This is a genomic window from Glycomyces artemisiae (assembly GCF_003002955.1).
Classification (GTDB): domain Bacteria; phylum Actinomycetota; class Actinomycetes; order Mycobacteriales; family Micromonosporaceae; genus Glycomyces; species Glycomyces artemisiae.
Genome location: NZ_PVTJ01000004.1, coordinates 303,074 through 316,543 on the forward strand (window position 1 = coordinate 303,074; position 13,470 = coordinate 316,543).

The 13,470-nt window shown below is 71.1% G+C and carries 10 protein-coding genes; 4 read left to right on the top strand and 6 right to left on the bottom strand.

What is annotated here, in order from left to right:
* Positions 1 to 73: 73 nt before the first annotated feature.
* The 4 genes from B0I28_RS12765 to B0I28_RS12780 all read right to left on the bottom strand — a co-directional run bounded on the left by B0I28_RS12765 (position 74) and on the right by B0I28_RS12780 (position 4,949).
* Positions 74 to 892, bottom strand: a complete 819-nt coding sequence (locus B0I28_RS12765; RefSeq protein ID WP_106364206.1) for an SAM-dependent methyltransferase — start codon at positions 890 to 892, stop codon at positions 74 to 76.
* A 205-nt stretch (positions 893 to 1,097) separates the two neighbouring features.
* Positions 1,098 to 2,258, bottom strand: coding sequence for an LCP family protein (locus tag B0I28_RS12770; protein WP_106364207.1), 1,161 nt, complete (start codon positions 2,256 to 2,258; stop codon positions 1,098 to 1,100).
* A 68-nt stretch (positions 2,259 to 2,326) separates the two neighbouring features.
* Positions 2,327 to 3,295 carry a UDP-glucuronic acid decarboxylase family protein gene (locus B0I28_RS12775; RefSeq protein WP_106364208.1) on the bottom strand — a complete coding sequence of 323 codons (969 nt, stop codon included), beginning with the start codon at positions 3,293 to 3,295 and terminating at the stop codon, positions 2,327 to 2,329.
* An 82-nt stretch (positions 3,296 to 3,377) separates the two neighbouring features.
* Positions 3,378 to 4,949 (bottom strand): sugar transferase, encoded by a 1,572-nt coding sequence (locus tag B0I28_RS12780; protein ID WP_106364209.1) that lies wholly within the window; start codon positions 4,947 to 4,949, stop codon positions 3,378 to 3,380.
* 186 nt (positions 4,950 to 5,135) lie between these two features.
* Here B0I28_RS12780 and B0I28_RS12785 point away from each other — a divergent pair, with 186 nt between their 5' ends.
* Positions 5,136 to 6,296, top strand: coding sequence for a glycosyltransferase (locus B0I28_RS12785; protein WP_106364210.1), 1,161 nt, complete (start codon positions 5,136 to 5,138; stop codon positions 6,294 to 6,296).
* A 41-nt stretch (positions 6,297 to 6,337) separates the two neighbouring features.
* Here B0I28_RS12785 and B0I28_RS12790 read toward each other — a convergent pair whose 3' ends face one another.
* Positions 6,338 to 7,042, bottom strand: a complete 705-nt coding sequence (locus tag B0I28_RS12790; RefSeq protein WP_106364211.1) for a CDP-alcohol phosphatidyltransferase family protein — start codon at positions 7,040 to 7,042, stop codon at positions 6,338 to 6,340.
* Positions 7,043 to 7,419: 377 nt separating this feature from the next.
* Between B0I28_RS12790 and B0I28_RS12795 the strand changes: the two genes are divergently transcribed.
* Positions 7,420 to 8,787, top strand: a complete 1,368-nt coding sequence (locus B0I28_RS12795) for a glutamate-cysteine ligase family protein (protein ID WP_146148077.1) — start codon at positions 7,420 to 7,422, stop codon at positions 8,785 to 8,787.
* Positions 8,788 to 8,901: 114 nt separating this feature from the next.
* Here the strand turns inward: B0I28_RS12795 and B0I28_RS12800 are convergent, their stop codons facing one another.
* Complete coding sequence (locus B0I28_RS12800; protein WP_106364213.1) at positions 8,902 to 10,182, bottom strand: hypothetical protein; 1,281 nt, start codon at positions 10,180 to 10,182, stop codon at positions 8,902 to 8,904.
* Between the two features lie 190 nt (positions 10,183 to 10,372).
* Here B0I28_RS12800 and B0I28_RS12805 point away from each other — a divergent pair, with 190 nt between their 5' ends.
* On the top strand, positions 10,373 to 11,647 hold the full coding sequence (locus B0I28_RS12805; protein ID WP_106364214.1) for a serine hydroxymethyltransferase: 1,275 nt from the start codon (positions 10,373 to 10,375) through the stop codon (positions 11,645 to 11,647).
* 173 nt (positions 11,648 to 11,820) lie between these two features.
* A complete protein-coding gene (locus B0I28_RS12810) occupies positions 11,821 to 13,398 on the top strand; it encodes an LPXTG cell wall anchor domain-containing protein (protein ID WP_106364215.1) in 1,578 nt (525 codons plus the stop codon).
* Positions 13,399 to 13,470: the final 72 nt, after the last annotated feature.

The following is a 13,470-nucleotide window of genomic DNA, read 5'->3' on the forward strand; positions in this document are numbered from 1 at the left end:
CACCCCATCGGGTGAGAGTCCCCCTGACACGCCGAAGGCGCACGGCCGCGGCCGTGCGCCTTCGAATCGCGGATTACGCCTTGTAGCCGATGCCGCCCATCATGATCTTGTGCCACGGTTCGAGGTCCTCGACCGCGGGCACCTCGCGGTCGGGCTCGCCCGGGAACCAGCGCGGGATGAACTCCAGCTTGTCGTCCACCAGCGGCAGGCCCAGGAAGTGCTCCCGGATGCGCTCGGGGGTGCGGATCCAGCCGTTGCCCAGGGACTCCAGGCCGGCCTGCTCGATGGCCTTCTGGAGCGGCTCCCCGGTGTCGACGAAGTCGGTGATGAGCAGGTAGGACCCGCTGGGGCAGGCGTCGAGGAGGACTCGCACCCACTCGTCGGGCTGCTCGTCGTCGTGGAAGTGCATGTGGAGGCCCACGACCATGAGCCCGACGGGGCGGGTGAAGTCGATGTTCGCCTTCACCTCCTCGTGGTCGAGGATGCTCTGCGGGTCCCGCAGGTCGGCGGTGACGATCGTCGTGGTCTTGTTGGTGGCGAGCAGGGCCCGGCCGTGGGCGAGCACGATCGGGTCGTTGTCCACGTAGACGACCGTGGCGTCGGGGTTGACGGCCTGGGCGATCTGGTGGGTGTTCTGCATGGTCGGCAGCCCGGCGCCGATGTCGAGGAACTGGTCGACGCCCTGCTTGGCGATGTACTCGACGCCCTTGCGGAGGCCCTCGCGGTTGTCGAGGGCGACGTCCTTCGCGTTGGGCACGTACTTCACGTAGGCGTCGCGGCCCTCGCGGTCGGCCGCGAAGTTGTCCTTGCCGCCGAGGATCGCGTCGTAGACGCGGGCGATCGTGGGCCTGGAGATGTCGAATTCGGGCACGTACTCATCGTTCTCTGCCATGGCGCTGCCTCTTCGTCGAAGGTTCGTTGCGCACATCGTACGACCTTGATCACAATGCCGGGCTTCGGGATCACCCCACGAAGTCGCACGAGCACCAATGGGCGCAAGGGAATCGGTGAGCACACCAGGCACATCGGACGACGGAAGTCGCCTGGAGACGCAGCGGGGCCCGGCCTTCCGGCCGGGCCCCGCGCTGAAGACTCCGCTACTCCTCGCCGCCGCCGACGAGGTCCGCGTTCTGCTCGACCCAGGCGCCCACGGTGTCCTCGCGGATCGCGTCCCAGAGGCTCGTCGCCTCCGGGTTGTCGTTCGACGGGTTCTCCAGGTCGTACGAGTAGACGACCACGGACTCGCCGCCGATGGTGTCCGTGCCGAGGTTCGGCGTGGTCATGAAGACCAGGTCGTCGCTGCGCAGGTCCATGAGGCTGATCGCGGTCGAGACGACGTTGAACTCGGTGTCGACCTTGACGGCGTCCGACGTGGAGTCGATGAAGCTGGTGAGCGTCGAGCGGCTGGTGAGCACGCCCGCGCTCAGCGCCGAGTCCATGATGGCCTTGATGAGGTCCTGCTGGTGCTGCATGCGCGCGAAGTCGCCGCGGTTCCACTGCTTGCGCTGGCGCACGTAGTCGAGGGCCTGCTCCCCGGTGAGCTCGGTGGGGCCCGCGGGGAAGAACATGTGGTCGCCGTGGATCGACTCGACGCCGGGCTCGTCGGTGATGTAGCCGTCGGCGTCGGCGGCCTCGATGTCGATGGTGACGCCGCCGAGGGCGTCGACGACCTGGACGAGGCCTGCGAAGTCGATCTCGACGACGTGGTCGATGCGGACGCCGGTGAACTCCTCGATGGTGAGGACGGTGAGCGGCACGCCGCCCCAGGCGTACGCGGCGTTGAACTTCGCGTCGGACCCGGTGTACTCGGGGTAGTTGCTGGCGTCGGCGTACTCGGGGATGTGCACGTAGAGGTCGCGCGGGATGGAGACGCCGTACGCCTCGGTCCCGTCCTCGGCGACGTGCATGATGATGTTGGTGTCCGAGCGGGCGTCGGCCTCGTCGTTGCCCTCGCGGTGGTCGGAGCCGACGATGAGGATGTTCAGGGCCGCGTTCAGCTTCTCGGGGCGGTCCTCGTCGGGGATCGCTTCGAGGTCGAACGGCCGGTCGAGGTCGGCGTCGGTGGTCTTGGCGGTCGACCAGATCGCGAACCCGCCGCCGGTGGCCGCGATGGAGGCCACGAGGCCGATCCCGGAGCCGATGAGGCCCCGCCGGGTCGAGCCGCCGCCGGCCGCCGCGGCGGCGACGCGCGCGCCGCCCCCGCCGCCCGCGGGGGGCACGGAGGCGCTGCCGCGGTAGTTGGAACCGGAATACGTCATGGTGCCAGCTTACGTGGTGTCCGCCCGCGCACCGGATCGCGCACGCGGGGCGGAATATCGGAGAACGCTCAGGGGGCGGTGAGCTTCCCCGCAGCGCGCCTCGCGACGAAGTCGTCGATGGTGGTCTTGAGACCGGCCTCATAGTGGACCTGCGGCTCGTAGCCGAGCAGCTCGCGGGCCCTGGTGAGGTCGGGGCGGCGGCGCTCGGGGTCGTCGGAGGGCCGGTCGGTGTACTCGATGGCCGAGGACGAGCCGGTGAGCCGCAGGATGACTTCGGCCATCTCGCGGACGGTGAGCTCGTACTCCGTGCCGAGGTTCACGGGCCCGTACTCGCCGGACTCCAGGAGCAGCACGAGGCCGGCGACGAGGTCGTCGACATAGCACAGCGAGCGGGTCTGGGAGCCGTCGCCGTGGATGGTCAGGGGCTCCCCGGCGAGGGCCTGCGAGATGAAGCTGGGGACGACGCGGCCGTCGTCGGGGCGCATGCGCGGGCCGTACGTGTTGAAGATCCGCACGATCGCGGCGTCGAGGCCCTTGTGGCGGTGGTAGGCCGCGACGGCGGCCTCCGAGAATCGCTTGGCCTCGTCGTAGCAGGAGCGCACCCCGATGGGGTTCACGTTGCCCCAGTAGGACTCCGGCTGCGGGTGGACGAGCGGGTCGCCGTACACCTCGGAGGTGGAGGCCATGAGGAAGCGGGCGCCGTCGGCGAGCGCGCGGTCGAGCGCGTGCAGCGTGCCGACGGAGTCGACGCGGAGGATCTCCACGGGGAGGGTCGCGAAGTCGACCGGGCTGGCCGGGCACGCGAAGTGGAGGACGGCGTCGAAGGGCTCGTCGCCGACGGGGAGGCCCTCGGTGACGTCGGCCTCGACGACGGTGAGGCGCTCGTGGGGCTGGAGGTTGGCCTTCGAGCCGGTCACGAAGTTGTCGACAGCGGTCACGTCGCAGCCCTTCGCCAGGAGCGCGTCGACCAGGTGGCTGCCCACCAGGCCCGCGCCGCCGGTGACGAGGATGCGGCTGCCGGTTCCGTAAGTAGTCATCAAGATCCCAGATTATCAGGGTTGGCCTGGCGTTCACCTGGGCGCAGGCTGTGCATTCGCTCAACGCACGCCCGTGTGCCCGTCAGTACGCGCCCTTTCGTCGCAATACTACGGCGACGGTGCGGAACAGGATCTGGAGGTCGGTCGTGAGGGACCAGTTGTCGACGTAGTAGAGGTCGAGGCGGACCGCGTCGTCCCAGGACAGGTCGGAGCGGCCCGAGACCTGCCAGAGGCCGGTGATGCCGGGGCGGACGAGCAGGCGGCGGCGCACGTCGCCGAGGAAGTCGCCGTTCTCGGCGGGGAGCGGCCGGGGGCCCACGAGGCTCATCTCGCCGCGGACGACGTTGATGAGCTGCGGGAACTCGTCGATCGAGGTGCGGCGCAGCCATTTGCCGACCTTGGTGATGCGCGGGTCGTCCTTCATCTTGAACAGCAGGCCGTCGGTCTCGTTGTGCATCATGAGCGCGGCCTGGCGCTCCTCGGCGTCGATGTACATGGTGCGGAACTTCCAGCACGAGAACGTCTCGCCGTCGCGGCCGACGCGGTTCTGGCGGAAGAACACCGGGCCGGGGCTGTCGGTCTTGATGGCGATGGCCACGGCCAGGAACAGGGGCGAGAGGAGGATGAGCCCGAACACCGAGGAGGAGATGTCGAGGATGTTCTTGATGAGCCAGCCGATCCCGGAGATCTTCGGCTCCTCGACGTGCAGGAGCGGCAGGCCCTCGACGGGGCGGATGTGGACGCGGGGCCCGGCGATGTCGGTGAGGGCGGGGGCGACGACGAGGTCGCGGCCGGTGCCTTCGAGCTGCCAGGCGAGGCGGCGCAGGTCGGCGGCGTCGGCGGAGGCCGAGCCGCACACGGCGAGCGTGTCGGCTTCGAGGCGCTCGGCGCAGGTGACGACGTCGGTCCCGGCGAAGACCGGGACCGGGGTGTCGAGGTTGCGGACCGAGGAGGCGCCCTCGGTGACGTATATGCCCACGGGGACCAGGCCCGCGGCGGGCGCGCGGCGGACCGTCCGGTACACCTCCAGCGCCTCGGGGTAGGCGCCGATGAGCAGGACCCGCTGGACGCCCTTGCCCGCGAGGCGCAGCTTGTGCAGGCCGTACCGGGCGCCGTAGCGGAAGCCGATGACGAGCGCGGCGGCGGCGAGGAGGATGACGGCGACCGCGACGCGGGACACGTCGGCCTTGAAGGTGAGGGCCGCGAACGAGACGAGCGCCAGCATGAACATGGAGGCGCGGATGACGCGCTTGAACTCCTCGTTGCCCATGCCGAAGTAGCGGCGGTCGTAGGAGCCGGTGCCCCACAGGGCGAGCAGCCAGGCGAGGGGCAGGATCAGCCAGACCGTGAGGTAGAAGAAGTGGAGCTGGTCGTCGGTGTCGAACCCGGCGCTCGGGGAGTGGGTGAGGTTGACGGCGATGACGGTGGCGAGGAGGGCGGCGAGCAGGTCGGCGCCGACGAGGGCGCCCTGGTAGTAGCGGTGCCAGTTCGAGGCGCGGACGAGGCGCCGCCAGGTGCGGCGGGTGGCGCCGTTGGTGACGAGCTGCGGGTCGCCGCCTACGCGCGTACCGGCCACCTGGGTCCCCGTCCGTCCGTACGGAACACTGCCGCTTCCCTGGATATTGTTTGCTGGACGTTCCAGGCTCGTAGCCACTGCACATCCCTGCGGTCGTCAGCTTACGGTGGAGGTGAGTGTCCGCGGGCGGAGATCGACGCTGCGTCTCCTGATCACCGGGCGGCCCGCCGACACGGTACCCGACAACCTACACCTATTCGGCTCCTGCGGTATCTTCGGCCGAGCTGAAAGCCGTTCCCGCCACCCCGTCCGTGAAGGATGCCAGTGAAGATCGTCATCGCGCACAACCGGTACTCCTCGGCCCAGCCCTCCGGCGAGAACGTCATCGTGGACTACGAGATCGGCGCGCTGCGCGACGCGGGAATAGAGGTGGTCCCGTTCCTGCGCTCCTCCGACGAGATCGGTTCCCTTCCGGCGCATAGGAAAGCACTCCTGGCGGCTTCGCCGATCCACGCCGCCGGGACGCAGCGCCAGCTCGCCGCGCTCCTCGAACGCGAGCGGCCCGACCTCCTCCACCTGCACAACCCGTACCCGCTGCTGTCGCCGTCCGTGGTCAGGACCGCTCACGGCCACGGGGTCAAAGTGGTGCAGACCATTCACAACTACCGGCACGACTGCATGAACGGGCTCTACTTCAGGGACGGCCACGACTGCCGCGACTGCCACGGGAAGCGCTGGAACGCGCCCGGCGTGCAGCACGCCTGCTACCGGGGCTCGCGCCCGCAGAGCGCCGTGATGGCCGTCGCCCTCGGCGTCCACCAGGGCACCTGGAGGACCGTGGACCGGTTCATCGCCCTCACCGACGCCATGGCCGGGTACCTGGAGGGCATCGGCATCGCGCCCGAGCGCATCCGCGTGAAGCCGAACGCGGTCGCCGACCCCGGGGTCGCGCCGCTCGGCGAGGGCTTCCTGTTCGGCGCCCGCCTCGTCCCCGAGAAGGGCGTGGAACTGCTGCTCGACGCGTGGAAGATCGCGAAGCCGGCGGTGCCGCTGCGGATCGCCGGGGACGGGCCGCTGCGCGGGATCGTCGAGGACGCGGCCGCCGCGAACCCTGAGATCCACTACCTCGGCCAGCTCGACCCCGTCGCGCGCGACGCCGCCGTCGCCTCCTCGGCCGCGGTGATCGTGCCGTCGATCTGGCAGGACATCCTGCCGACCTCCGGGATCGAGGCCCTGGCCGCGGGGCGCGCCGTGGTCGTCACGAGCATGGGCGGGGCGCCGTTCATCGCCGGGGAGGGCACGCCCGCGCCCGCGGGGGTCGTGGCCGCGCCGGAGCCCGCGGCGCTCGCCGCGGCGATCAACGAGGTCGCGAAGGACCCGGCGTACGCGGCGAACGCGCGCGCCCGCTACGAGGCGGTCTTCGCGCCGGAGGTGACGCTGCGGCGGCTCGTCGAGATCTACGAGGAGCTGCTCGCCGAGGGGTAAGGGCCGAGACCACATAGGATATATCCTATATCCTATAGGATTCAGCGGAGGGTGGCCCGTGCGCTCGTGGCGATGCTCGCCAGGAGGAACAGGCCGTTGACGGCCCCGAAGAACAGCATCACGGCGGCCATCGACTCCGGCCACGCGAGCGCGACGGCGATGACGGCGACGACGAACCCGTAGTCGCGCACGAGCTTCACGAGCCGCACGACGATGTTCGTGCTCGTCACCATCGACACCGACGAGTCCTCTTTGGCCATCACGGCGGTGACGAGGTTCGTCATCCACAGGGCCGCGAACGCCGCCCCGCACCACGCGGGAACCCAAGGGGCGTAAGCGTCCACGACGGCGACGACGACGGCGACGACCGAGGCCTGGATCGCGACGTCGCAGAGGATGTCGACGCGCGCGCCCGCGTCCGAGCCGGTGCCGGTGACGCGGGCGAGCTGGCCGTCGGCGCAGTCGAGCATGTACGCGGCGTGCCACAGGACCAGCGCGCCGAAGGCGACGGGCCACCACGGCGCGCCGTCCTCCGCCGCCGGGATGTAAGCGATCACGGCGGCGCTGACGGCGAGGCCGAGCACCAGGTTGAGGAGCGTCAGGTGGGTCGGCCGCAGGCCGGTCCGCCATGCGGCGTAAGCGAAGAGCGCGCCGCCGCGCTGGTCGAGGTGCAGGGTCACGAGGCCGCCGCCGCGGTTGGCGGCGAAGAACTCGGCGGGCCTGCGGGACGGGCGCTGATCGGTCACGCGGCGATCCTATCGGGAAGACCCCGCAGGACCGGGTGGCCTCGGTCGCAACGCATCCGACCTGCACGGCGACGGAGCGTCGCCGGAGGGAACCCGGTTGTGTCAAGATCCCGACACCGCCGCGATGGGCGACTCCCTAATATGAGCGCGACCTACACCATTTGGGACGAAACAACTTCTCCCTTGGTAGCCAGCGCATGACCAAGCGTCCTAGAGTTGATGGACGTTCGATTCCTGGGGAGGAACATATGGGCGACGAGGTGACCGGCTCTGCCTTGAAGCACTGGGATCACCCGGCATATTCGGCGAGACTCCAGGCGGGACGAGCGGCCCTCGCGCAGTTGCTGGCCGAGGAGCGCCTGGACCGGGGCAGGCCGATGACGGGTCTCGAACTGGAGCTGGACCTCGTTGAGCCCGACGGGGACCCGGCGTTCGCGAACGACGCGGTGCTGGAGCACCTGCACACGTCGGGCGAGGAGGACGCCCTGTACGGCGCGCAGCACGAGCTGGGGGCGTTCAACATCGAGCTGAACCTGCCGCCGCGGCTGCTCGACGGGGCCGGGCTGTCCTGGTACGAGAGCGATCTGGCGGCGGTGCTCGCCGAGGTGCGGGAGGCGGCCGGGAAGGCCGGGGTGCAGATCTGCCCGATCGGGACGATGCCGACGCTGGCGACCGACCACATGGGCGTGGACGCGCTGTCGACCGCGCGCCGGTACCGGATCCTCAACGAGGAGATCATGTCGCAGCGCGGGGAGGACCTGCGGATCGACATCCGGGGCGCGGAGTCGGTGGACTTCACGTCCTCGTCGATCGCGCCGGAGTCGGCGAACACGTCGGTGCAGTTCCACTTGCAGGTCGCGCCGGAGGACTTCGCGCGGTACTGGAACGCGGCGCAGGCGTTCGCGGGCGTGCAGGTGGCGACGGCCGCGAACTCGCCGTACCTGTTCGGGCGGCAGCTGTGGGCCGAGACGCGGGTGATCCTGTTCGAGCAGGGCACCGACACGCGGCGGGCGAACCAGCGGGCGGCGGGCGCCAAGCCGCGGGCGTGGTTCGGGGAGCGGTGGATCGGCGGCGTGCTCGACCTCTTCGACGAGAACTACCGGCACTTCTCGCCCCTTTTACCGCTGTGCGACGAGGAGGACCCCGCGGCGGTCGTGTCCGGCGGCGGGGTCCCGAGCCTCCAGGAGCTGCGGTACCACAACGGGACGGTGTACCGCTGGAACCGCCCGGTGTACGACGTGTTCCGGGGCAGGCCCCATGTGCGCGTGGAGAACCGGGTGGTCGCGGCGGGGCCGACGGCGGTGGACATCTGCGCGAACATGGCGCTGTTCTACGGCCTGGCGGTGCACTTCGCGGACGCGGAGGTCCCGTTGAGCGAGCGGATGGACTTCGCGCAGGCGGCGGCGAACTTCCGGTCGGCGGCGCGGCACGGCATCAACGCGGACCAGTGGTGGCCGGGCCTGGGCCTGGTCCCGGTGCGGCGCCTGGTGGTCGACGAGCTGCTGCCGAAGGCCGCGGAGGGACTGTCGTCGCTGGGCGTGAGCGGGCGGGACGCGGACCGGTTCCTCGGGGTGATCGAGTCGCGGTGCCGCCGCGGCGTGAACGGCGCGACCTGGCAGGTCGCGCGCGTGCAGGTCGCCGAGCACCGGCAGCGCCTCGAACGCCGGGACGCGCTGCGGGCCATGGTCCTCGACTACGCGGCGCGGTCCGCGGACGGGCGGCCGGTCCACGAGTGGGAGGTCTGATCTCCGCAAGCCCCGCGCCCGCGGGGATGAGCCGGGCCCGTCCGCGAACGGGAGGGGTGTGAACACGTGAGCGGCCGGGCCCGAATAGGGCCCGGCCGCTTTGCGTTGCGGTGCTTAGGATTCGGCGTCGCCGGAGTCGATCTTGCGGCGGGTGCGCGCGGTGGTCTTCTTGGCGCGGCGGGGCTTGGGGGCCTCCTTGGCCTCCTCCTCCATGTCGACGGCCTTGAGCTCCTGCACCCAGTCGACGTCGGGGTTGGGGGTCTCGTCGCCGGCCTGCGGCTCCCATTCGGCGCGCTTGGCGGCCTCCTGCTTCGCGGCGCGCTCGGAGTCCTTCGCGGCCTGCTTCTCGCGGCGGGTGGGGCGCTTGGGCTTGACGGGAGCGGCGGCGAGGTCGGCGGTGGTGCCGTCGTTCGCGTCGTCGTACGAGGAGGCGGGGGCGGGGACGGTCCAGCCGGGGACGGTCTCGGTGAGCCCGTCGGTGCGCGGCGCCTCGGTCCGCTGCTCCGGCCGGTCGTCGATCTGCCCGCCCGCCTTGGGGAGCGCGCACACGATGAGGGAGCCGAGGAGTCCCGCGATGGCCGCGTAGGGGCCGACGAGCATGACCGCGAGGGACTCGGCGTTGTCGAGCCGCGAGGGGCCCGCGACCAGGTGCGCGACGGTGACGATGAGGGGCCCGGCGATGCCGGAGGCCGCGGCGATGCGGTACCCGGAGGAGGAGATGTGGCTGCGGCGCGCGAACGCGGCGACGACCGCGCCGATGACGAGCGAGCCCGTCACGAACGGGATCGCGATGGAGAACCCGCGGGTGCCCAGGAACGTGTCCGAGGCGGCCCACGAGCCCCACACGCCGAGCTCGGTGACGGGCGAGACGCGCTCGCCGACGTCCACGAACACCGCGAGGATCGCGAGGACCCACACGAGGGCCGCCGAGGCGCCGACGTTCACGGCGACCGAGCGGGAGGAGAGGCCGATGAGGGCGAGGGCGAACCCGACGGCGGCGCCGAGCCCGGCGGCGACGAGCGGGTCGGTGGGGAAGCCGTCGGAGACGGCGCCCTGCTCGGCGGAGAGGGCGACGAGGGGGCCGACGGCGAACGCCCCGGCCGCGGACGCGAGGACCGCGGCGAAGCGGGTGCCGGGGGTGGCGTGCGCGGAAGCGCGGGAGCCGATCGCGCCGGAGGCGAGGCCGCCGACGACGCAGGAGGCCGCGGCGAACCAGGCGACCCACGCGAGGTTGGCGTTCCAGCGGTAGTCGAGGACGGGGTCGGCGGCACCGGGGGCCGCGTCGGCCCAGGAGAGGAGCCCGAAGCCGTAGGCCAGGCCGAGCTGCGCGAGCGCGGCGAGGGCCGCGACCGCGAATCCGGCGCCGACGGTCTTCGCGGCGGATCTAGGTGACATACGTCGCACGCTACTGCGTGTACGCAATGGAGTCTCGAACGGCCGATCCGGTGAGCGTGAGACCGGTCGCGGCGTCTCACACGAGGGGAAACGGCCGGGCCCGGCGGGCGGGGATGCGGCTATGCTCGGACCGTCAAGGCCACCTGCCCGGTCGCCGTGCGAGATCATGCCGATCAGCGAGGAGCATTGCATGTCCGACGCCTACGAGGCCCTCACCGCGAACCTCGCGGCCGCCGACCCCGAGATCGAGCGGCTCATCGAGGCCGAGGGCCGCCGCGAGTCCGAGAAGATCCGCCTCATCGCGTCCGAGAACTACGTGTCCCAGGCGGTCATGGAGGCGACGGGCTCGATCCTGACCAACAAGTACTCCGAGGGGTACGCCGGGAAGCGCTACTACGAGGGCCAGCAGCTCATCGACCAGGTCGAGCAGCTCGCCATCGACCGGGCGAAGGCCCTGTTCGGGGCCGAGCACGCGAACGTCCAGCCGTACTCCGGGAGCCCGGCGAACCTGGCCGTGTACATGGCGTTCCTGAACCCGGGCGACAAGGTCCTGGGCATGGGCCTGCCCGCGGGCGGGCACCTGACCCACGGCGCGAAGGTCTCGGCCACCGGCAAGTGGTTCGACGCGGTCTCCTACGGGGTCCGCCGCGACACCGGGCGCATCGACCTCGACGAGGTCGCCGAGATCGCCCGCCGCGAGCAGCCGAAGATGATCATCTGCGGCGGCACCGCGATCCCCCGCACCGTCGACTTCGCGGGCTTCAAGGCCATCGCCGACGAGGTCGGCGCGGTCCTCATGGCCGACATCGCGCACATCGCCGGGCTCGTCGCGGGCGGCGCGCACCCGACCCCGGTCGGGCTCGCCGACGTCGTGACGACCACGACCCACAAGACGCTCCGCGGCCCGCGCGGCGCGATGATCCTCGCGAACGAGGAGCACGCGAAGGCGATCGACAAGGCCGTCTTCCCTGGCCTCCAGGGCGGGCCGCACAACCACACCACCGCGGCCATCGCGGTGGCGCTGCGCGAGGCCGCGAAGGACTCGTTCAAGGACTACGCGGCGCAGATCGTGAAGAACGCGAAGGCGCTCGCCGCGGGCCTGACCGCGCGCGGCTTCGACCTGGTCTCGGGCGGCACCGACAACCACCTGATCCTCGTCGACCTCACCAGCAAGGACATTCCGGGCAAGCCCGCGGCGAAGGCCCTGGACGCGGCCGGCATCGAGCTGAACTTCAACTCGGTCCCGTTCGACCAGCGCAAGCCCTTCGACCCGTCGGGCCTGCGCATCGGCACCGCTTCGGTGACGACCCGCGGCATGACCGAGGGCGACATGGACCTCATCGCGGGCTGGATCGACCGGGCCGTCGCCGCCGCGAAGGACGGCAAGGATGCCGAGCTCGACGTGGTCGCCGGTGAGATCCGCGAGCACACGAAGGCGTTCCCGATCCCGGGCTGGAAGGCCTAACCGCATCAGCGAACCAGGGGCGCCCGTCCGGCCGGACGGGCGCCCTTCGCGCGTACCGGGGGAAAAGTTCACCTCGGCTGCATCATTCGGGGCCGCCGCGGCGTCTAGTAGCCAAAGAGCCCCTCAACGTGACCGACCGCCGGGGGCCGACGAGCTCCCGAGGAAACCCAGCCATGAACGCACCCTTCAATCGCCTGGCCGCGGCAGCCGGGGCCGCCGTCATCGGCGCGGGCCTGTTCGCCCTCCCGGCGTACGCGCAGGCCCCCGCCCCGGTCGACGTGGTCCACCCGAGCGACCACCGCATCACCGCCGACGACTCGGAGCACGCGGGCTCGCTCACCATCGTGTTCGGCGACGACTTCGCCGAAGGCGAGCACGACGTCACCGCCGTGTTCAGCCTCGCGCCCGACACGGGCGTCTACTACTGGGCGGACAACGACCCGTCGTACGGCGGCTGCGGCCCCGAAGCAACGAGCGGCCTGCTCACCTGCGAGGCCGAGGACGCGGACGCCACGGTCGAGTTCACCTACTGGTACGCGGCCGAGACCGGCGCCGACCCCGGCGCCCACCCGTACACGATCACCATCGCCGTCGACGGCGAGACCGTCCAGGTCGTTGACGAGACGATGGGCGTCGCCGCCCCCGGCGGCGAACGCTCCTACTGGCACAGCAACATCGCCTTCGACCCGGTCGAGCCCGGCTCCGCCGTCCAGGTGAGCCCCGAGTTCCTCCAGAGCGGACCGCTGCCCGCGGACACGGCCGCCGTCGTGGTCACCGTCAGCGGCTCCGACTACCTCTCGAACGGCCTGACGCGGCCGGCCGCGGACTTCGACAACTGCGTCGCCGAGGAGTACCCGGCGGTCCACTGCGTGGTCACCGACTTCCCCGACGAGGCAGGCAGGGCGTTCACGTTCAGCGACCCGGTCGGCATCGACGTGGACGCCGCCGCCCCGGGCCCGATGACCGTGTGCGGCTGCTCCTTCTCCGTCGAGGCGATCAACCAGGACCTGCTCGACGAGCGGTTCGGCGGCGTCTTCTGGGACGAAGGCGCCGCGGGCTTGTTCGGCATCGAACCGGTCGCCGACCCCGGGTCGGAGTTCCTCGACTCCCCAGCCGGGTACATCGACATCGCCACCGCCAGGCACTACTACGACCTGGCCGTCGCCGACGGGACCATCGAGAGCGGCGAGGTCACGACCACCGTCACCGTCCGGAACCTCGGCACGGCCGCCGCCCCTCCGGTGTTCGACGGCCCCGGCTCGTACGCGCTCATCGTGGACCTGCCCGCCGGAGTCGAGCCGGTCGGGGCCGCCGCGGTCGGCGAGTGGTCGTACTGCGAGGACGACGCCGCGGACAACCCCCTCTTCCTCGACACGATGCCTGCCGCCGACCTGGACGGCGCGGACGTCGTCTGCATCTTCCAGTCCCTTGGCCCCGAGAGCGACCTCGCGTTCGAGCTCACCGTCAAGGCGACCGGCCCGGGCGCGGGTGCCGACGGGTCCGTGCAGGTCGTCGCGTTCGGCGACCACGACTACCCGGGCCGCCTCGACGCCGACGAGGGCAACAACAGCGCGGACCTGACGCTGAACGGCGCGGGCTCGGGGCAGCTCCCGAAGACCGGCTCGTCCCTGACGTGGATCCTCGCCGGGGCGGCCGCCGCGCTCGTGATCGGGATCGTGCTGTTCGTCGTCTCCCGGCGCCGCAGGGGCGATGACACGGCCGAGGAGTCCGCGGAAGGCCCGGCCGAGTAGGCCCGAAGGAAACCAGGAAGAGCGCCCGTCCGGCCGGACGGGCGCTCGTTTCGCATATCACAACAAAACATG

Coding starts and splice junctions, on each gene's coding strand:
- B0I28_RS12765 (WP_106364206.1), bottom strand. CDS start 892: ATGGCAGAGAACGATGAGTACGTGCCCGAATTCGACATCTCCAGGCCC.
- B0I28_RS12770 (WP_106364207.1), bottom strand. CDS start 2,258: ATGACGTATTCCGGTTCCAACTACCGCGGCAGCGCCTCCGTGCCCCCC.
- B0I28_RS12775 (WP_106364208.1), bottom strand. CDS start 3,295: ATGACTACTTACGGAACCGGCAGCCGCATCCTCGTCACCGGCGGCGCG.
- B0I28_RS12795 (WP_146148077.1), top strand. CDS start 7,420: ATGACGGGTCTCGAACTGGAGCTGGACCTCGTTGAGCCCGACGGGGAC.
- B0I28_RS12800 (WP_106364213.1), bottom strand. CDS start 10,182: ATGTCACCTAGATCCGCCGCGAAGACCGTCGGCGCCGGATTCGCGGTC.
- B0I28_RS12805 (WP_106364214.1), top strand. CDS start 10,373: ATGTCCGACGCCTACGAGGCCCTCACCGCGAACCTCGCGGCCGCCGAC.
- B0I28_RS12810 (WP_106364215.1), top strand. CDS start 11,821: ATGAACGCACCCTTCAATCGCCTGGCCGCGGCAGCCGGGGCCGCCGTC.